The following is an 18,851-nucleotide window of genomic DNA, read 5'->3' as shown; positions in this document are numbered from 1 at the left end:
TGGCCGGCCCGGCGGGGGAGGTCAGGCTTTTGGGGGCGGCGTCTGCCCGTGCCAGTCGCGTCCGACCTGGACGTTGGTGCCGCCGTGGACGGTGGCGTGCTGGACGACCGAGTACGCCTGGGCGCGCTCGGCCGGGGGCAGCAGGGGCGCCAGGCGCTCGTCGAGGAGGCGCCGCAGTTCGGCGGCGGCCTCGGGGGACGAGCGCACCAGCGCGTCCAACTGGAGCCCCCACACCCCTTCCAGCGCCTGTTCGACCCCGGAGGCGTCGGACTGGCGGGCGTCGAGGACCTGGCTGTGCAGCGCCTCCAGCTCCTGGCCGACCGTCCGGGCCCGCTCGGGGCGCAGCCGCTTCCAGAGGTCCACCACGCCGTCGCGGGCCTTCTCCCACCCGTCCGTGGCCATCGCCCCTATCAGCGCCGTCGCCACCGCCATCGATATCGGGTCCATCCCCGCCCCCCCGGGCCAGTCACGTCGTGGACTGACCAGGGTCGCCCCGCCGAACTCCGCACGCCATAGGCCGAAAGGCATCGAACACGGCCCGAACGGCTCCCGTGCCGTTCGGCGGGAAAAGGACGGTTCTCGGACATCGCCGGATCGGGCCGTTGCTCCGCCCGCACCCCCGTGTGAAGGTCGGCTGGCACCTACGGCCGCATACGGCCCAACGGCACGAGAACTCACGAGAATTCACGAGAACAAGGGGGCAAGAATGAGGAAGACGCAGCGCACCCGCCTGATTCCGGCGGTGGCGGTCCTGGTCGTCGGAGGTCTGTTCGGCACCGCGGCCATCGGCACGGCCCACGCCGTGGAGTCCGGCGCGACGGCTCAGGGCGCCGTGCCCGGCACCCTGCCCCCGGAGGAGCAGGAGCAGTTGCGGCAGATCGCCGCCGCCATCTGGCCCGACCAGGCCGCGGGCTGGGACATGAACACCGACGTCGCCGACGTCCTTTCCCAGGCGACCGGCGAGATCCTGCGCTGCTCCGAGGCGTTCGCCCTTGTGCCCAGACCCCCGGCGTTCCTTCCGGGGCTGAGCTATCTGCGCAACTACTGGAAGCAGCTCCGCGACTATTTCCTGGTCGTCAAGGAGAACCGCACCTACAAGATCTGCGTGGTGAACGTGGCGCGGAACTACCGCACCGCCATGGAGATGGCCTCGATGGGCATCTGACGTAACGTCAGCTGGCCTCAGGCGGGGCGCACCGCGACCGCGTCGACCTCGAAGAGCATCCCGGGCAGGGCGAGGGCGGCGACACCGCTCAGCGTCTGGGCCGGAAGGCGGTCCCCGAAGCGGGCGTGGATCGCCTTGCCCAGGGCCACCAGCTTGTCGTGGTCGTGGTCGACGATGTACGAGCCGAGCCGGACGACGTGTTCGAAGCCGAGGCCCACGCCCTCCAGGGCCAACCGCAGCCGGTCGAAGGAGAGTTCCACCTGTGCGGCGAAGTCGCCGGGGACCGGGGATCCTTCGGCGTCCGAGGCGTACTGGCCCCCGATGAAGACGAGTTCCCCGGGCGCCGAGGCGGCGTGGCTGTAGCCGAACGGCGTCGGGTCGTGGAGCGTGGCCGGGTTGGTGATCGTGCGCTGGTCGCGCGTCATGCCGCGAGCCTTTCCAGGAGTGGGGCCGCCGCGCCGCAGGGCGGGACGACACCGGGAGCGGGAGCCCGATCGGGCCCCTCACCCGTCTCCAACACCCCTTGCGGCGCTTCCATTCCGCAGGTCGGGGCGCGTGCGGCGAAGATCAGGGCGCCGGGCACGACCTCCGGAACGACGTCTGGGCCGACCGACGGTGGTCGGTCGGCCCGGACGGGAGGGCACCTCAGTGCGTCTCAGTCACCGCGGAGCGCCTCGCGGTACGTCACGGCATCGCGGTCACGCGACGTCGAACCGGTCCAGGTCCATCACCTTGGCCCACGCCGCGACGAAGTCGCGCACGAACTTGTCCTTCGCGTCGTCGCTCGCGTACACCTCGGCCAGCGCCCGCAGCTCGGAGTTCGAGCCGAAGACCAGGTCGGCACGGGTGCCGGTCCACTTGACCGCGCCGCTCGCGTCGCGGGCCTCGAACGCGTCCTGCGCCTCGGACGTCGACTTCCACGTCGTGTCCAGGTCGAGCAGGTTGACGAAGAAGTCGTTCGTCAGCGTGCCCGGCCGGTCGGTGAGGACACCGTGCTTGGACTGGCCGTGGTTGGCGCCGAGGACGCGCAGACCGCCGACGAGGACCGTCAGCTCGGGCGCGCTCAGGGTGAGCAGGTTCGCCTTGTCGAGCAGCAGGTACTCGGCGGGCAGCCGGTTGCCCTTGCCGACGTAGTTGCGGAAGCCGTCGGCGGTGGGCTCCAGGGCGGCGAACGACTCGACGTCCGTCTGCTCCTGCGTGGCGTCGACGCGGCCCGGCGTGAACGGCACCTGGACGTCGTGACCGGCGTCCTTGGCCGCCTTCTCGACGGCCGCGCCGCCCGCGAGCACGATCAGGTCGGCCAGCGAGACCTGCTTGCCGCCCGCGGAGTTGAAGGACTCCTGGACGCCCTCGAGCGTCCGAAGCACCTGCGCGAGCTCGTCCGGGTTGTTGACCTCCCAGTTGCGCTGCGGCTCCAGGCGGACGCGGGCGCCGTTGGCGCCGCCGCGCTTGTCGCTGCCGCGGAAGGAGGACGCCGAGGCCCAGGCGGCGGACACGAGCTGGGAGACCGTGAGGCCCGAGGCCAGCACCCGCTCCTTGAGCGCGGCGACGTCCGCGGCGTCGAGCGCCTCGCCGGTGCGCTCCGGCAGCGGGTCCTGCCACAGCAGCACCTCGGAGGGGACCTCCGGGCCGAGGTAGCGGACGACCGGGCCCATGTCGCGGTGCGTCAGCTTGTACCAGGCGCGGGCGAACGCGTCCGCGAATTCCTGGGGGTTCTCGTAGAAGCGGCGCGCGATCGGCTCGTAGATGGGGTCGAAGCGCAGCGAGAGGTCCGTGGTGAGCATCGTCGGGCGGTGCTTCTTGGCGGAGTCGAAGGCGTCCGGGATGATCTCCGGGGCGTCCTTCGCCACCCACTGGTGGGCGCCCGCCGGGCTCTGCGTGAGCTCGTACTCGTACCCGAAGAGGTTCGTGAAGAACCCGTTGCCCCACTGGGTGGGCGTGGTGGTCCAGGTGACCTCCAGGCCGCTGGTGATCGCGTCCTTGCCGACACCCGTGTTGTACGAGCTCTTCCAGCCGAGGCCCAGCTGCTCCATGGGGGCGGCCTCGGGGTCGTTGGCGACGTGGTCCGCGGGGCCCGCGCCGTGGGTCTTGCCGAAGGTGTGGCCACCGGCGATGAGGGCGACCGTCTCCTCGTCGTTCATCGCCATGCGGCGGAACGTCTCGCGGATGTCACGGGCCGCGGCGATCGGGTCCGGGTTGCCGTTGGGGCCCTCGGGGTTGACGTAGATGAGGCCCATCTGGACGGCGCCGAGCGGGTTCTCCAGCTCGCGGTCGCCGGTGTAGCGCTCGTCGTCGAGCCAGGTGGTCTCGGGACCCCAGTAGACGTCCTCCTCCGGCTCCCACACGTCCTCGCGGCCACCGGCGAAGCCGAAGGTCTCGAAGCCCATCGTCTCCAGGGCGACGTTGCCGGTCAGGACCATGAGGTCGGCCCAGGAGATGTTCTTGCCGTACTTCTTCTTGACCGGCCACAGCAGTCGGCGCGCCTTGTCGAGGCTCGCGTTGTCCGGCCAGCTGTTGAGCGGCGCGAAGCGCTGCTGACCGGCACCGGCGCCGCCGCGGCCGTCGCTGATGCGGTAGGTGCCCGCGCTGTGCCAGGCCATGCGGATCATCAGCGGGCCGTAGTTGCCGAAGTCGGCGGGCCACCAGTCCTGCGACGTGGTCAGGACCTCGGCGATGTCACGTTTCACGGCCGGCAGGTCGAGGGAGTTGAACGCCTCGGCGTAGTCGAACTCCTCGCCCATCGGGTTCGCCACGGCGGGGTTCTTCGCGAGGATCTTCAGGTTCAGCCGGTCCGGCCACCACTGGCGGTTGCCGCCGCCCTGGGTGGGGTGCGGGGCACGCCCGTGCGCGACGGGGCAGCCGCCCGTCTCCTCCGTCTTGGGGTCGGTGACGATTGCGTCGGGGTTCTCAGCCATGGGAATCCTCTCGGACTAACTCGGACTCAGCGGATCGTGGTGCTCGGAGAACTGCTGCTGGTGTGACGGGCGGAGCGCCGCCCCCGGCGCGCGGGGGACAGGGCGTGGTGGTGATTGTCCCCGCCGCACCCCTCGAACTGCGGGAGGCCGAGGGTCGGTTCGGCGCGGCGGGCGCGTCGCGGGGGCGGCCGCCTCGGCGCCGGCCCGGCCGGGGGCGCGCGGTGACCGGGAGTGCGAGGCGGGCGGCCGTCATCCGGGGGCCCGCACCGCGCGGCACGCCCGCGGTGGTCCCGTCATGTCTCAGTCTCCTGCCGTACCGGACTTCCCGCTCCCTTGGTCCTCGTCGGGAACCGATCCTACGATGGACACAGTCCAGGTCAAGAAGCTCACCTGATCGATATCGAATCGGACCCCGTACAGCCACCGGTAAACTCCGCGTACAACACCGAGCCGGAATAGGTGAACCGATATGAGTGACCTGCTGGAGCGACTGCGAGGCCGGGGCTGGCGGGTGACGTCCCAGCGGCGTGTCGTCGCCGAGGTCCTCGACGGCGACCACGTGCACCTCACCGCCGACGAGGTGCACGCCCGCGCGGCCGAGCGGCTGCCCGAGATCTCCCGTGCGACGGTCTACAACACCCTGGGCGAGATGGTGACCCTCGGGGAGGTCATGGAGGTCTCCACCGACGGCCGCGCCAAGCGCTACGACCCGAACGCCCACCGCCCCCACCAGCACCTGATCTGCTCCCGCTGCGGCGCGATCCGCGACGTCCACCCGACCGGCAACCCGCTGGCCGACCTGCCGCAGGAGCAGCGCTTCGGGTTCACGGTGTCCGAGGCCGAGGTGACATACCGGGGCGTGTGCCCGTCCTGCGCCTAGGGTCCGCCCGTGCGGCACGGGCGGACCCGTGCCTCAGCGGGCCAGCGGCACCGTGATCTCCTTCAGCCAGGCGCGGCGGGCGAAGTCCCGGGCCTTGATGACGACGGCGTCGTGGCGCACCTCGACCTGGAGCCCCTGGTTGAAGGCGCCGCCGACGGCGACCTCGCCGCCCTTGCCGTCGTCGCGGTAGCCGGTCTGCACGGCTCCGGTGTTGACCACCGTGAAGCCGCTGAGGTTGCCGGTGCCGGGGACGACGCGCCGCACCACCCAGTCGGAGAGGTCCAGGTCCCAGTGGGTGTGGCCGGAGAAGAGGAAGACGTCGGGGTGGCGGCCGAGCAGGCCGAGGAGGCGGTCGGCCTGGAGGTAGTCGCTCGCGTAGAGCTTGTTGCGGGTGCCTGAGACGGTGTTCGGCAGCGGGTGGTGGGTCACGACCATGACCGGCCTGCGCCGCCGCGACCAGTGCCAGAGCCGCTCCTCCAGCCACGCGAACTGCGCGTCGCTGAGCCAGACCTCGTCCCAGAGCTTGGGGTCGTGGAAGTGAGAGTACCGCTCGGTGCCGAGGGTGAGCACCGGAATCCCGCCGAACGAGGTCTCGGCCTGGACGGTGCTCCGCTTGGCGAAGCGGTAGAAGCTGCGGAAGAGGGAGTCCTCGGTGGTGCCGTTGGGCCAGGTGTCCTGGGCCAGCGTGTCGGGATCGCGCCACTTCGGGACGTAGAACTCGTGGTTCCCGATCGCCCAGGCCACGTTCCGCGCGGGGGAGTGGCGGCGCATCTCGGCGGCGACCTGCGCGTACTCGAAGTCGTAGCCGCGCGGTGTGATGTCGCCCGCGACGGCGAGGCCCGCGCTGCGCGGGTTGACCGCCGCCATGTCGTCCAGGGCCTGGCCGAAGTCGCGCAGGTCGCCCTGGATGTCGCTGATGACGTTGAACCGTACGACGCCCCGGCCGTGGCCCCGGGCCCGGCCCTCGGCCCGGGCGGCGTCGGCCTCGGCCCCGGCGGCGTGGGCCTGCGGTGCGACGGCGGCGGTCGCCAGGGCGGCGCCGCTCGCGCCGAGGAGAGTTCTGCGGTCCATGGTGGCTCCGTTGTCCGTGAGGTGGGTGTGGTCCGGTGTGCGACGGTGACCCTCATGGGGCCGGGTGCCCTCAGGCGCACCGGCACCGGGCGGATACGTGTATGGCGCATGAACATCTCGGGGAGCGGAGCGCGGCGGGCCCGGCGCGGCGGGCCATCGACCTCCGGCGCGCGCGGCGTCGACTTTCGATACGGCCGCGGGGACCAAAGGCCGAAGAGCCGCACGCTGCCGAGGGCCGAGGCTGAGGGCGATCCGAAGACGACGGCGGGAGCACACGATGACCAACGCGGGCATGACCAGGAGCGGCTTCCTCAGCGGGGCGGCGGCGGTGGGCGCCGCCGCGGTGGTGGGCACGGCCCTGTCCGGGGGCCCTGCGGCGGCTCTGTCCGGGGGACCGGCGGCCGCGACGCCCCCGGCGGCAGACCGGGCGGGCACCCGGCGCGGCCTCACCTACCGGGGCGTGATGTACGAGTGCGAGGACGGCGAGTTCCCGCACACCGGCTGGGACCGCACCCGGATGCGCGCCGACGTCCGCACCATCCGGCGCGCCCTGCACGCGAACTCGATGGTCGCCTACGGCACCGGCGTCGAGCGTCTTACCGCTACCGCCGAGGAGGCGGCCGGGCACGGGATGCACGTGTGGCTCCAGCCGCGCCTGGCCGACGTACCCGAGCGCGACATCCTGGACCACTTGGCCGAGACCGGGCGGCGGGCCGAGCGCCTTCGCCGCCAAGGGGCGCGCGTGTGCCTGAGCGTGGGCTGCGAGTTCGTGCTGTTCGTGCCCGGCATCGTGCCCGGAGACAACGCGCTCGAACGGGTCGAGAACATGCTCAAGGGCAACTGGGACCCGGCGGCGGCCCAGCGCAAGCTCGACCGGCTGATCCCGCTGGCCGCCCGGACCGCCCGGCGGGTCTTCCAGGGCCCGGTGACCTATGGCGCGGCACACGGCGACGAGGTCGACTGGCGCCTGTTCGACGTCGTCAGCGTCAACTACTACTCGTCCTTCGCCGACCCGCGCGGCTACGCCAAGGAGCTCAGGCCCTACCGGCGGTGGGGCAAGCCCGTGGCGATCACCGAGTCCGGCGCCTGCACCTTCAGGGGGGCCTCGGGGGAGGGCGGCATGGGCTGGAACATCGTCGACTACAGCAAGCCCAAGCCGGAGATCCGCCCGGGCTACGTGCGCAGCGAGCGCGCGCAGGCCCGGTATCTGACCCAGGTCCTGCACGTGTTCGAACAGCTCGACCTGTACGCGGCCATGGTGTACGAGTTCGTCACCCCCGACGCGCCGCACCGCCGCGAGCGCCGCTATGACCTGGACATGGCCAGCTACAGCCTCACCAAGGCCCTCTGGAAGACCGAGGACGCCCCCACCGCGCGCTGGCACTGGGAGCCGAAGGAGTCCTTCCACGCCGTGGCCCGGCACTTCGCCCGGGCGGGAACCGGCGCGGTGCGCTAGGCGTTGTCGTTCGTGACCACGGCGGGCCCGCCCGCCGACCACCGGCGCGGACCCGCCCGCCGGCCACAGACATGGGGGAAACACGATGAGTGAGAAGGCCCGAAAACTGTTCGAGGCGCTCGACCTCGACAGGAACGGCACCTTGACCCGCGAGGAGGTGATCACGGCCCTGCGCACCAAGGGCCCGTCCCTCGCCGCGTCCGGGGACCTGCCGTTCTGGGGCCTGGGCGACGCCGACGCCTCCTCGGCGCTGTTCGACGCCGCCGACCAGAACGGGGACGCGGTGCTGACCCTGGAGGAGTTCTCGGCGGTCGTGGACCGGCGCTTCGGCTGGCGCTGAGGACGGCCCACGGGTCAGGGAAGCACAGGGCGGCAGGGGCGGGGCCACCGGAGGGGTTCAAGGCGCCGGAAGGGCTCGTGGAACCGGACGTCCCGTGGCTGACCACGGCCGACATCACCGGCGTACCGACCCGTACGTACGCCCGGTGGGCCCGCGACCACGCCGCCGACTTCCGCTGAGTCCGGTGTCCGCGTTGCGCCCCGGCCGGGGAGCGGGCAGGGTCGAGAAAGGCGCACGACATCGATGCGCAAGGAGGCCAGAGGGATGCCCATCGCGACGGTGAACCCGGCGACCGGCGAGACCGAGCGGACCTTCGCGCCGCTCGGCGCCGACGAGATCGAGGAGCGCATCGGCCGCGCCGCGGCCGCCTTCGAGCGCCATCGCACCACCCCCTTCGGCGACCGCGCTCAGGCGCTGCGGCGCGCGGCCGACCTCCTCGACCGGGACGCGCCCGACGTCGCGCGCACCCTCACCACCGAGATGGGCAAGCCGGTGGCGGCCGCCCGCGCGGAAGCCGCCAAGTGCGCCAAGACCATGCGCTGGTACGCCGACCACGCCGAGGGCCTGCTCGCCGACGAGCACCCCGACGACGCCGACGTGCGTGACTCCGGAGGCGTGCGGGCCTTCGTCCGCTACCGCCCGCTCGGCGTGGTCCTCGCCGTGATGCCGTGGAACTTCCCGCTCTGGCAGGTGGTGCGGTTCGCCGCGCCCGCGCTGATGGCGGGCAACGTCGGGCTCCTGAAGCACGCGTCCAACGTGCCGCAGACCGCCCTGTATCTGGAGGACCTGTTCCAGCGCGCGGGGTTCGACGCGGGCTGCTTCCAGACCCTGCTCGTCGGCTCGGACGCCGTGGCGGACATCCTGCGCGACCCGAGGGTCGCCGCCGCCACGCTCACCGGCAGCGAGGGCGCGGGCCGCTCGGTCGCCGCCGTCGCGGGCGACGAGATCAAGAAGACCGTCCTCGAACTCGGCGGCAGCGACCCGTTCGTGGTGATGCCGTCGGCCGACGTGGACGCGGCGGCCCGCACCGCCGTGACGGCACGCGCGCAGAACGCCGGGCAGTCCTGCATCGCCGCCAAGCGCTTCCTCGCGCACACCGACGTGTACGACGCGTTCCTGGAGCGGTTCGCGGCGGGCATGCGGGAGCTCACCGTCGGCGACCCCCTGGCGGAGGGCACCGACGTGGGCCCGCTCGCCAGCGAACAGGGCCGTGCGGACCTGGAGGAACTCGTCGAGGACGCCGTGCGCCAGGGCGCCACAGCCGTCTGCGGCGGCCAGCGGCCCAAAGGACTGGAACGAGGGTTCTACTACGAGCCGACGGTCCTGACCGGCGTCACGCCCCGGATGCGGGTCCACCGGGAGGAGACCTTCGGGCCGGTCGCCACCGTGTACCGGGTGGCGGACGTGGACGAGGCCGTCGCCCTGGCCAACGACACCTCGTTCGGACTGAGTTCCAACGTATGGACCACGGACCCGGCCGAACAGGAGCGCTTCGTACGCGATCTGGAGGCGGGCGGTGTCTTCTTCAACGGCATGACCGCCTCGCACCCGGCGTTCCCCTTCGGCGGCGTCAAGCGCTCCGGATACGGCAGGGAGCTGTCGGGCCACGGCATCAAGGAGTTCTGCAACACCACCACCGTGTGGCACGGCGCCTGAGCACGTCCTCGAACGGAAGCCTGACCGCGTCCCGGAACGGAAGGCGGCACGGATGGAGCCCGTCGCGGCGCTGAACCGCATCGCCTTCCTGCTGGAGCGCTCCCAGGCCCCCGCCTACCGCGTGCGCGCCTTCCGCGCCGCCTCCGCCGTGATCGCCGCCCTGCCGCCCGAGGAACTCGCCGAGCGGGCCCGGGCGGGCACCCTGGAGGCGCTGAAGGGCATCGGCCCCACGACGGGCCAGGTGGTGCGCGAGGCGCTGGAGGGCCACGTCCCGGCGTACCTGGCCCAGTTGGAGGAGGCGACACAGCCGCCCCCGGTGTCCGGCGGTGAGCGGCTGCGCGCCCTGCTGCGCGGCGACTGCCATCTGCACTCCGACTGGTCCGACGGCAGCAGCACCATCGAGGAGATGGGCCGCGCCGCCCGCGCCCTCGGCCACGAGTGGGCGGTCCTCACCGATCACTCGCCGCGCCTCACCGTCGCCCGGGGCCTGTCGCCGGACCGGCTGCGGGAGCAGCTGCGCGTGGTGGCCCGGCTCAACGAGACCTGGGCCCCCTTCAGGCTGCTCACCGGCATCGAGTGCGACATCCTCGACGACGGCGGCCTCGACCAGGAGCCGGACCTGCTCGCCGCGCTCGACGTCGTGGTCGTCTCCGTGCACTCCAAGCTGCGCATGGACGCGGCCGCCATGACCCGCCGCATGGTCGCCGCCGTGCGCCATCCGCACGCGGACGTCCTCGGCCACTGCACCGGCCGCCTCGTCACCGGACGGGGCAGGCCCGAGTCCGCCTTCGACGCCGACGCCGTGTTCACCGCCTGCGCCGAGTCCGGCACCTCCGTGGAGATCAACAGCAGGCCCGAGCGCCTGGACCCGCCGCGGCGGCTGCTGCGGCGGGCCGTCGACGCGGGCGTCCTGTTCGCCATCGACACCGACGCCCACGCGCCCGGCCAGCTCGACTGGAGTCACGTCGGCTGCGCCCGCGCCGAGGAGTGCGGGGTGCCCGCCGAACGCGTCGTCACCACCTGGAGCGCCGAGGACGTGCTCGCGTGGACGGGCCGGTCGGGAGCCGCCCCTGGCGCGCGTGCGCCCCGCCGCCCTCGGACGGAGGGCTGACGGGGCGCACCGGCGCGGTGGGCGGTCGGTCAGTTCGTGATCGTGACGCAGGGCAGGCCCACGCTGGCGCCGCCGCGGAAGCCCTCCGCGCACAGCCGGGTGCCCGCGGGGAAGTGCCGCTGCGGGTAGGCCTGGTCGCGGTAGGTGCGGAACGCGGCGACGTCCTCCACCTTGGTGCGGGCGCTCCAGCCGTTCGTGGTCCACACGCGTGCGCTGATGCGGTGCGGCTGGTTGGTGTTGGTGACGGAGACCTCGACCCGGCCCAGGTACGTCCCCGAGTCATAGGTCTCGATGCAGACCGAGTGGTTGCACCACTTGCCGTCGGCGACCGCCGATGGCCCGGTGGCGACGACGCAGCCGAGCGCCGCGGCCGCCACCGCGATCCCCGCGGCGAGCTTCTTGGTGATGTCGAGCATGGTGGGCCGCCCTCATATGTTCCTCAGGCCCGTGACCAGGCGTCACGGGCGTCCGGGCGGACCAACGCCGGGCAAGATCATTGGTTACGCGGCGCGCGCCGCATTCGCGTGCCCAGCATCCGCGCGCTGCGCTGGGCGGCCTCGAGGGTGGCGGAAAGGCGCCCGGTGTCGACGACGGCCACGCCGACGGCCGCGACGACCGCGCCGGACGGGGCGCGCACGGGCACCGCGAGACAGGACCGCTCGCCGCCCCACTCGTACTGGTGGACGTCGGCGCCGCGCTCCCGTGCCGCGCGCAGCCTGCGGCCCCACTGGGCGGCCGAGTGGCCGTCGGGCGGGTCCGCCTCGCGCCCGGACGCGGCGAAGACGACGTCGGCCGCGCTGTCGGGCGGCAGGAACTGCCCCGGCAGGTGCGGGAAGACGTCGCTGGCCGCCGCGGCCACCCCGCTGACGACCGTCATGCGGCCGCCGGACGGCAGCACCACGCAGACGGTCGCCCCCGTCGCCGCGACCAGCTGCCGCAGCGGCACGGCGGCGGTCCGCTCCAGCGCGCGGTACGTCGACCACGACCGGCCCAGGCGGGCCACGGTCGCTCCGATGCGATAGCGCCCGGCGTGGCGTTCCACCGCGCCGAGGGCGAGGAGCTGGTCGAGGAGCCGGTGCGCGGTCGACTTCGGCAGCCCCGTGCCGCGGGCGAGCTCGGTGACTCCGGCCTCGCCCACGCGGGCCAGCTCTTCCAGGAGCAGGAACGCCCCTTCCAGTACGGCCCTGCCCGCAGGAGGGCCCGCCCCGCCGTCCGCGGCCGGCGCCTTCCCGATGTCCATGGTGTCTCCCCCTCGCCCCGGACCCTCGTGGGCCCCGGACCGCCCGGTGTGCGAAACCGGACCACGATAGGCACGGCGAGGGACGGCGGTGGAGGGCCGGACCGGCCGAATGGGGCGGGCGCGGACACCTCGCGTACGGCGGAAAAGTGATGGACGCGCGGCCGTATCCGCAGGTCGGATGGCGCCCATGAGCACAGGGCAGATGCATCCGGGGGAGCACCCCCTCGACGACGGCCTCGTACGGCGCCTGGTGGCCCGGCAGTTCCCGGCCTGGGCGGGGCTGCCGGTGCGGCGGTTCCCGTCGGGCGGCACGGTCAACGCCATGTACCGCCTCGGCGAGGACATGGTCGTACGCCTTCCGCTGGTCGCGGGCGGCGCCTCGGACGTGGCCCTGGAGCGGGAGTGGCTGCCGCGCCTCGGCCCGCTGCTGCCCGTCGCCGTCCCCGAGGTGCTCGGGGCGGGGGAGCCCGCCGAGGGGTATCCGTGGCCGTGGTCGGTGTACCGCTGGCAGGAGGGCGCGAATCCCGAGGCGGGGGCGCTGGCCGAGCCCGGGCTCCTGGCCGGGGACCTGGCCGCGTTCGTGGCGCGGATGCGGGCCGTGACCCTGCCGGGCGGCCCCCTCGCCCACCGCGGCGGCCCCCTGTCCGCGCAGGACGCGGAGACCCGGAAGGCCATCGAGGAGCTGCGCGGCATCCCCGAGGAGGGCGTCGACTGCGACGCCGTGGCCGCCGCCTGGCAGGACGCGCTGGACACGCCCGCCTGGGCGGGGCCGCCGGTGTGGCTGCACGCCGACCTGATGCCGGGCAACCTCCTGGTGGCGGGCGGCAGGCTGACCGCCGTCATCGACTTCGGCTGTACGGGCGTGGGCGACCCGGCCTGCGACCTGTTCCCGGCGTGGAACCTGCTGCCGCCGGGCGCCCGGCGGACCTTCCGCGCGGCGCTCGACGTCGACGAGGCGACCTGGCGGCGCGGCCGGGGGCGGGCACTGTCGCAGGCGGTGATCGCGCTGCCGTACTACCGCGAGACGAACCCGGCGATGGCGGCCAACGCGCGCCAGGTGATCCGGGCCGTGCTCGACGAGGCCTGAGCCACCCTGACGGTGCGTCAAAGGCGGCGTGCCGGTGCGCTGAAGACGACCGGAAGGCGTCCGGCGCGGGGCGCCCTCGCGGGGGCGCCTCAGCCGAGCAGCGCGGCGGCGGCCGCCAGCAGGTCCCGGTTGTGCGCGGTGACGTCGCGCTCGGTGAGGCGGTGCAGCTCGTCGGCCTGCACGCCGAGGTCCTCAAGCGGCACGCCGACGCTGTCGCGGGCCCGCGTGGCCCGGCGCAGGGCCACCCGGAACCCGGCGCCGCGCGGCAGCTCGCCGAGCAGCTCGGGCAGCCACACGCGCAGCAGTTCGTGCGTCCACACGTTGGCGCCGCCCGCGCCGGTGCGCCGCGCGGTCCCGAGGACGGGGCCGAGGCCGTTGTCCTGGAAGCCCGCGGCGAAGATGTCGGCGGCGGAGTAGGACAGCGCGTCGGTGATCAGGACCTTCGGACCGGTGTGGCGCGGAAGCCCGGCGGCGATCGCCTCGGGGTCGGTGAGCGGGAAGGCCTGCGAGTACGCCTCGCCGGTCTCCAGGGCGGCGCGGATCGAGCTCGCCCAGGTGCGGAAGGCCGGGTTGGCCCGGGTCAGGGCGAGCGCGGCGGACGCGGTGGACAGCGAGAAGCTCACCGGAGTGACCGGGTGGTCGCTCAGGACCTGCAGCGCCGACTCCGCGGCCGGGACGAGCCCGCCCGGATTGCCGCGGACGTCGACGATGAGCCCGGCCGCCGGGGCGCCCGCCGCGATCCGCGCCAGCCGCTCGGCGAAGGGGCGCGCGCCCGCCACGTTGAACGAGAACACCCGCACGTACCCGTACGAGCGGCCGCGGATGCGCAGCGTGCGGTGGTCGACGGCGCTGCGCAGGGCCCGGGCGGCCGAGCGCCGGGCCCGGGGCGGCGCGAACAGCGACCGCTTGACCTGGCGCACGGCCTCGCCGCCGAGGTCGATGCCGAGGCCCGTGGCCAGCGTGGGGACGGGGTCCTGCGCCCGCCCCGCGCGCTGCTCGACGGCCCGCACCCGCCACGGCACCCGGGTCTCGCGGCGGCGTCCGGTCCTGGTGCGGTACGTCAGGAGCACCCGGTGCTCGTCGGGCGGGGGAGTGGTCCGCAGCGGGCGCAGCGTCAGGGACTCCAGGCCGCGCGCGAGGCGGGCGTCGGCGTGGGAGCCCGCCTGCGCGGCGGCGTGGCGCTCGACGGCCCGCTCGATGGGAACGCCGTTCCAGGCCTCGAGCTCGGCGCCGACGTCGAGGCCCGCGTGCACGAGCGAGGGGTCGATCTTGGAGACGATGTGGTGCGGGGTGCCGTCCGGGTCGCTGTAGCGCTCCACGAGGAAGCCCAGCGTGGCCACGTGGCCGCGGTAGGGGTCGGGCAGCTGGTAGCCGGTGTGCAGATCGCGCAGGGACCGGAAGACGTCCGTGAGCTCGGCGTGGAACTGCAGCTCGCTCAGGGGCGCGAGGCGGCGTTCGAGCAGGCGAAGGCGCTGTACGGGGTCGGTGGCGTGCATCGCCCGCTTGAGCGGCAGGTGCACGTACAGCTCTTCGAGGAGCACGCGGGCGGCGGCCACGAGGCGGTGGCGGTCGGCGAGCGGCAGCGGGTCGGCCTCGACGGACGCGAGGAACTCCGCGAGCCCGACGGAGTCCGGCAGCGCGCGCGACGGCTCCGCGACCGTGGTGCTCGTGGCTCTCATGGGTAGTAGTCCGCGAGGTGCTGGAGCTGGGGGACCCGGCTGCGGGCCACGGCGGCGAAGTAGGCGGCGTCGTGGGCGAGCGGGTCCAGGCGCGGCACGACCAGGTCGAGGGGGATCTCGCCCGCGGCGGCGAACGCCCCGAGGTCGCCTTCCGGCATGTCGCCGAACAGGGCGAGCGGCGCCTCGGGGTCGTCGAGCGGCCCGCCCCAGTCGGCGAGCGCGTCCTGCGCGGCGCGCCAGGCGGCCACCGGGTCCTCGCGCACCTTCTCCAGGGCCCGTTTGACGCCGGGCCAGTCGAGCAGCGCGTCGGGCCTGCCGGCCTGGCGCACCGCCACGCGGCGCTTGTGGCCCGCCACGGTGAGGACGTTGGTGTCGGTTGCCCCGGCGGCCGTCATCAGCGCCTGCGTGCCGTAGTAGGGCCGCCCGCGCACCAGGACCAGGCGTATGTGCCGTTCGGTGGCGTCGATGAGGTTGCGGTAGGGGTCGGCGGCCGGGGCGTGGCGTTCGAGGACGAGCAGGTCCGCGGCGCCGCCCCGCTGTATGCGCCCCACCTGCGGCCCCCAGGCGGTCGCGAGGGCGTCGCCCGGGTTGGCGGTGACCATGTCGCACAGCTCCCGGTCGGTGAAGCGGCCGCCGAGTTCATGGCGGTTGACGGCGTCGGCGACCTTGAGTTCGCCCAGGACGTTCTTGGTGCCCGAGGGCGACCAGTCGGAGCCGAGGGCTATCCGCAGCCCCTTCTTGTCGGCCTCGACCACGTCCGTCGTCTCGTGGTACAGCCAGTAGTTGGAGAACGGCGACCACACCACGGTCGGCTTCTCCTCGGCGTTGACGGCCGCCACCGCATCGCGCCACTTCTTGAAGTCGGCCGCGGTCAGGGCGGTGGCGTGGACACCGATCAAGCCCGGCTTCAGACACGGTTCGAGGTCGTCGAACTCGCGGTGGACGATCGATCCGGCCCGGCCCTCCGCGACGTGGTAGATCAGTACCCGGGTGCCGTCCAGCTTCGGCGCCCGGTCCTCGCGCAGCTCCTCGGCGTCCAGTTGGAGCGCCGCGGTCATCACCATGTCCCTGCCCGCGGGCAGCTTCTCGGTGTCGATGATCCGCAGCAGCCAGCCGTTGACGGGACGCGTCGATGGGGGTGCGCCCTGGATGGCCGTGACCCCGCCGACCAGCGCTTTGACCTCGACGTATTTGAGCAGTGCCTCGGGGGCGGCCTGCCCGAGCACCCGCGCGGGCCAGCTGACCGACGTCGAGTAGTCGGGCGGGTCCTTCTCCTTGACCCAGATGTCGTGGTGTTCATAGGGGACGCCGACGGCCTCCCACAGCGGCAGCGTGTTGTACAGCAGGTGGTTGTGCAGGTCGATGAGGCCGGGCAGGATCAGCGCGCCCGTGTCGATCCGCGGGGCGCCGGAGAAGCCCGCGGGCGGCGCCTGTCCGGCCTCCCGCACCGCGGCGACGCGGCCGTCGTCGCCGACGTAGACGGCGCCGGGGTCGAGGACGCGGTGCTCGTCGTCGCAGGTGACCACCGTGCCGAGCAGGACGAGGGCCATCAGGTGGGCGCCTTCCAGATCAGGGTGTGCTTGTCGTCCGGGGACGGCCGGGTGACGGAGTTGCGCGGGCCGCCGCCCTGGGCGCGCACCCAGGCGTCGTCGCCGAGGAAGTGCGGCACGCCGAAGGGCAGGTCGCGGTGGGGGATCGCGCCGTAGTCGGACTCCAGGAACTCGGTGCCGTAGGTGGGCCCTGTGTTGTCGCCGTCGTCGTCCGGCGTCACGACCGCGCGCAGCTCGGCGATCGCGTCGCGCCAGGCGTCCAGGAGCGCCACCGGGTCGGGGCTTGAGGGGTGCGGGACCTCGACGAGCGTGGACGGCGGCCGCGTGGTCCACTGCCGCACCGCCTCCTGCGCCATGAACCCCATGGCGACGACGGCCTCCAGCGTCGTGTCGGTGGCCCGGTCGTAGACGGCGTTGCGCCAGGCCGCCTGCTCGGGGTCGGCGAGCCGGTCCTTCATGGCGAAGGACCGGCTGGGGTGGACGGCGTACGCCCACGCGTTGAGGCATACGTAACTGCGGGTCAGGCCGAGTTTGCTGAGGAAGCCCTGCACGCGCTGGCCCGCGTTGCCGACGAGGCTGCGCCCGGCGATCCGCTCGGTCGGCCCGGGGTCGGAGGCCACGATGAGCACCCGGGCCGAGCCGTCGAGACGGCCGCGGTAGAAGATCGGGCCCCAGTCGAACCAGAACGCCTCTTTGACGGGCGGATCCGGCACTTGGGACAACAACGCGGCGAACTGGGCCGTGGGCCCGCGGTCGAACTCCGGCATGGGACAACGCCTCCTCACCGGTCGGACCTCGCGGGGCCCGGCGCGGTCGCGGGCCGTCGGAGCGCGGGCCACGGGGCGTGGCCTGGGCTCTGTGGCCGAAACCGGTGTCCGCTTCAGTGGAGCACTCCCCTCAGGCCCCCGCAAACGCTGGTGCCTCTCGGACACGGGGAGCGCTGACCAACACCGCGGACACCACCGCGAAGCCCCCGCGCTTTCCCGTGCGCCTCTGATGGCGTAATGGTGAAGAAAAGGAGAACAGCACGCTGCGGGCAGCGAAGGATCAAGCCAAAGTGCACGTGTCAGGCGGCTTTTGAGTCATTACGGCATTGCCTGGCTTTGACTTTCACTTGGGCTCGCTTTTACCTTCAATTGCGGCGGTGAACGCGTCCGCGTCCCACCGCGCACCCTCACTCTTCCCAGGAGGTACGACGTGGAAAAGCTGATCGCGAAGATGGCCCAGGACGACGTCTGGAACCAGTGGACCGCCCTGAACTCGCCGAAGGCATCCGGCAAGGACGGCTGCATCAGCGCCGACAAGGCGGGGTGCGTCAGCGCGTCGGCGAAGTCCGGCTGTATTTCCTGAGTATCCGTTAGTTGCCCTTGCTACGGCTGGCCCGGCGCGCCCCCACGGCGTGCCGGGCCAGCCGCCCCCCCACGTACCGAAAGACCCGAAGGGTGGTCATGAGCGGTCAGCCCAGCGCCGATGTCGTCGACCAGGTCAAGGACATTCCGATCTACCGGCCGTCCGTCGAACGCGGCCACTTCCCCATCCTGGAGAAGCCGGAGATCGCCCGGGGCTTTCCTGACAACTGGATGACACCCACCCTCGCCGCGGCCCTGGAAGCCGGTGAGGCGGAGTTCGTGCTCTCCACAGGCACCAACCACGCCCGCATGCAGATCATCCGGCCCCCCTACTTCCTGCTCAACTCCTACTACCGGCTGTGGAGCGAGCACCCCGACATCGCCGGCACCTGGCACCAGGGCTGCCCGCGGATCTCCCTCACCACGGTCCTCGCCACCGAGCACGTCGCCCGGGTCAACGCCCGCAAGCACGGCGGACCCGACGCCGAACCGGACCCGCTGCCCGACCTGGAGCAACGGCGCCTGGACGAGCGGACGTGCTACGTCAACCTCCGCCGCGACCCGGCCCTGTGGGACCGCGACGACGTGGTCCGCATGATCGACGAGATCCGCGCCGCGGCGGCCGCCCACCCGCGCGGCCGCTACCACCTGGACTGCTCGGGACCCCACCTCGCGCACCTGGTGCGCAAGGCGGTCGACTGGGGTCTGTGGAGCTCCTTCCCCCGGCCCGCGAGCATCGTGCACGCCTACGAGTACACGCCGCTCAACGTGCGGCGCTACCTCCAGCACCACTTCACCTGCCCGGTCGTCGACCTGTTCGGCAGCACCGAGCTCGGCTACCTCTTCTACAGCGACCGCACCGGCCGCTACCACCCCTACCTGGACCGGATGAGCGTCGAGCTGATCCCCGTCGAGCCCGGCAACGACCGCGTCCACGCGCTGATCGTGACCAGCGTGCGCAACCCGCACATGCCCCTGGTGCGCTACCGCTCGGGCGACTGCGTCCGCACCGACGACGGCTCGCCCGACCCGGCCCGCATCACCCGCTTCTGCGGCCGCGAGAAGGAACTCCTCAAGACCCCGCGCGGCCTCGTGGCGCAGGGCGACCTCGACGACGTGGTCGCCGCCGCCTCGCCCCGCGTCTTCGTCCACCAGCTCGACGCCCGCGGCACCGGCCGCGCCCTGCTGCGCTACACGACCTTCGACGGCGCCCCGCTCGCCCCCGCCGAAGCCGACGCCCTGCGCGACGGCGTGGCGCGCCTGACCGCCCGGGACAGCGCGCTCGAGCACCGCGAGCACCTCGCCATCGGCGCGTCCGGCAAGTACGCCTGGCTCGTCAAGGACGCCTGAAC

At 73.1% G+C, this 18,851-nt stretch carries 18 protein-coding genes; 9 read left to right on the top strand and 9 right to left on the bottom strand.

Annotation, left to right across the window (positions count from 1 at the left end; genetic code table 11):
• Positions 1–21: 21 nt before the first annotated feature.
• The gene (locus AC07A4_RS05575) at positions 22–447 is read right to left on the bottom strand and encodes a hypothetical protein (RefSeq protein ID WP_478593374.1); all 426 of its coding nucleotides are present in this window, start codon (positions 445–447) and stop codon (positions 22–24) included.
• A gap of 259 nt (positions 448–706) precedes the next feature.
• On the opposite strand from AC07A4_RS05575, the gene AC07A4_RS05570 reads away from it, so the two are divergent.
• Positions 707–1,165 (top strand): hypothetical protein, encoded by a 459-nt coding sequence (locus AC07A4_RS05570; protein ID WP_478593371.1) that lies wholly within the window; start codon positions 707–709, stop codon positions 1,163–1,165.
• Between the two features lie 17 nt (positions 1,166–1,182).
• Here AC07A4_RS05570 and AC07A4_RS05565 read toward each other — a convergent pair whose 3' ends face one another.
• Both AC07A4_RS05565 and katG read right to left on the bottom strand, forming a co-directional pair.
• Entirely contained in the window at positions 1,183–1,590 is a 408-nt protein-coding gene (locus AC07A4_RS05565) for a RidA family protein (RefSeq protein ID WP_478593368.1), read from the bottom strand.
• 273 nt (positions 1,591–1,863) lie between these two features.
• Complete coding sequence (gene katG / locus AC07A4_RS05560) at positions 1,864–4,080, bottom strand: catalase/peroxidase HPI (protein WP_478593365.1); 2,217 nt, start codon at positions 4,078–4,080, stop codon at positions 1,864–1,866.
• Positions 4,081–4,549: 469 nt separating this feature from the next.
• Here katG and AC07A4_RS05555 point away from each other — a divergent pair, with 469 nt between their 5' ends.
• Positions 4,550–4,960 carry a Fur family transcriptional regulator gene (locus tag AC07A4_RS05555; protein ID WP_478593363.1) on the top strand — a complete coding sequence of 137 codons (411 nt, stop codon included), beginning with the start codon at positions 4,550–4,552 and terminating at the stop codon, positions 4,958–4,960.
• 33 nt (positions 4,961–4,993) lie between these two features.
• On the opposite strand, the gene AC07A4_RS05550 is transcribed toward AC07A4_RS05555, so the two are convergent.
• Entirely contained in the window at positions 4,994–6,031 is a 1,038-nt protein-coding gene (locus tag AC07A4_RS05550) for a metallophosphoesterase family protein (protein ID WP_478593361.1), read from the bottom strand.
• Positions 6,032–6,308: 277 nt separating this feature from the next.
• Here AC07A4_RS05550 and AC07A4_RS05545 point away from each other — a divergent pair, with 277 nt between their 5' ends.
• The 4 genes from AC07A4_RS05545 to AC07A4_RS05530 all read left to right on the top strand — a co-directional run bounded on the left by AC07A4_RS05545 (position 6,309) and on the right by AC07A4_RS05530 (position 10,594).
• Entirely contained in the window at positions 6,309–7,487 is a 1,179-nt protein-coding gene (locus tag AC07A4_RS05545) for an abortive phage infection protein (RefSeq protein WP_478593358.1), read from the top strand.
• An 85-nt stretch (positions 7,488–7,572) separates the two neighbouring features.
• Complete coding sequence (locus tag AC07A4_RS05540; RefSeq protein ID WP_478593355.1) at positions 7,573–7,827, top strand: EF-hand domain-containing protein; 255 nt, start codon at positions 7,573–7,575, stop codon at positions 7,825–7,827.
• A 264-nt stretch (positions 7,828–8,091) separates the two neighbouring features.
• Complete coding sequence (locus AC07A4_RS05535; RefSeq protein ID WP_478593352.1) at positions 8,092–9,483, top strand: NADP-dependent succinic semialdehyde dehydrogenase; 1,392 nt, start codon at positions 8,092–8,094, stop codon at positions 9,481–9,483.
• 52 nt (positions 9,484–9,535) lie between these two features.
• Entirely contained in the window at positions 9,536–10,594 is a 1,059-nt protein-coding gene (locus AC07A4_RS05530) for a PHP domain-containing protein (protein WP_478593349.1), read from the top strand.
• Positions 10,595–10,623: 29 nt separating this feature from the next.
• Here AC07A4_RS05530 and AC07A4_RS05525 read toward each other — a convergent pair whose 3' ends face one another.
• Both AC07A4_RS05525 and AC07A4_RS05520 read right to left on the bottom strand, forming a co-directional pair.
• A complete protein-coding gene (locus AC07A4_RS05525; protein ID WP_478593347.1) occupies positions 10,624–11,010 on the bottom strand; it encodes a hypothetical protein in 387 nt (128 codons plus the stop codon).
• 77 nt (positions 11,011–11,087) lie between these two features.
• Positions 11,088–11,834 carry a helix-turn-helix domain-containing protein gene (locus AC07A4_RS05520; RefSeq protein WP_478593346.1) on the bottom strand — a complete coding sequence of 249 codons (747 nt, stop codon included), beginning with the start codon at positions 11,832–11,834 and terminating at the stop codon, positions 11,088–11,090.
• 187 nt (positions 11,835–12,021) lie between these two features.
• On the opposite strand from AC07A4_RS05520, the gene AC07A4_RS05515 reads away from it, so the two are divergent.
• Positions 12,022–12,921 carry an aminoglycoside phosphotransferase family protein gene (locus tag AC07A4_RS05515; protein WP_478593344.1) on the top strand — a complete coding sequence of 300 codons (900 nt, stop codon included), beginning with the start codon at positions 12,022–12,024 and terminating at the stop codon, positions 12,919–12,921.
• 89 nt (positions 12,922–13,010) lie between these two features.
• On the opposite strand, the gene AC07A4_RS05510 is transcribed toward AC07A4_RS05515, so the two are convergent.
• The 3 genes from AC07A4_RS05510 to AC07A4_RS05500 are packed head-to-tail and all read right to left on the bottom strand — an operon-like array spanning position 13,011 to position 16,917.
• A complete protein-coding gene (locus AC07A4_RS05510) occupies positions 13,011–14,600 on the bottom strand; it encodes a S41 family peptidase (RefSeq protein ID WP_478593341.1) in 1,590 nt (529 codons plus the stop codon).
• Positions 14,597–16,150: an amidohydrolase family protein gene (locus AC07A4_RS05505; RefSeq protein ID WP_478593339.1), complete on the bottom strand. Its 1,554-nt coding sequence runs from the start codon at positions 16,148–16,150 to the stop codon at positions 14,597–14,599. The genes AC07A4_RS05510 and AC07A4_RS05505 overlap by 4 nt, the downstream gene beginning before the upstream one ends.
• A complete protein-coding gene (locus AC07A4_RS05500; RefSeq protein WP_478593337.1) occupies positions 16,150–16,917 on the bottom strand; it encodes a uracil-DNA glycosylase family protein in 768 nt (255 codons plus the stop codon). The genes AC07A4_RS05505 and AC07A4_RS05500 overlap by 1 nt, the downstream gene beginning before the upstream one ends.
• A gap of 430 nt (positions 16,918–17,347) precedes the next feature.
• Between AC07A4_RS05500 and AC07A4_RS05495 the strand changes: the two genes are divergently transcribed.
• Both AC07A4_RS05495 and AC07A4_RS05490 read left to right on the top strand, forming a co-directional pair.
• On the top strand, positions 17,348–17,500 hold the full coding sequence (locus AC07A4_RS05495; RefSeq protein ID WP_478593335.1) for a hypothetical protein: 153 nt from the start codon (positions 17,348–17,350) through the stop codon (positions 17,498–17,500).
• Between the two features lie 98 nt (positions 17,501–17,598).
• Positions 17,599–18,849, top strand: a complete 1,251-nt coding sequence (locus tag AC07A4_RS05490) for a hypothetical protein (RefSeq protein WP_478593332.1) — start codon at positions 17,599–17,601, stop codon at positions 18,847–18,849.
• Positions 18,850–18,851: the final 2 nt, after the last annotated feature.

The organism is Streptomyces sp. NPDC043996 (genome assembly GCF_056435225.1).
Note: the sequence above shows the minus strand (reverse complement) of the source record. Positions and strands in the feature narration are given on the sequence as shown.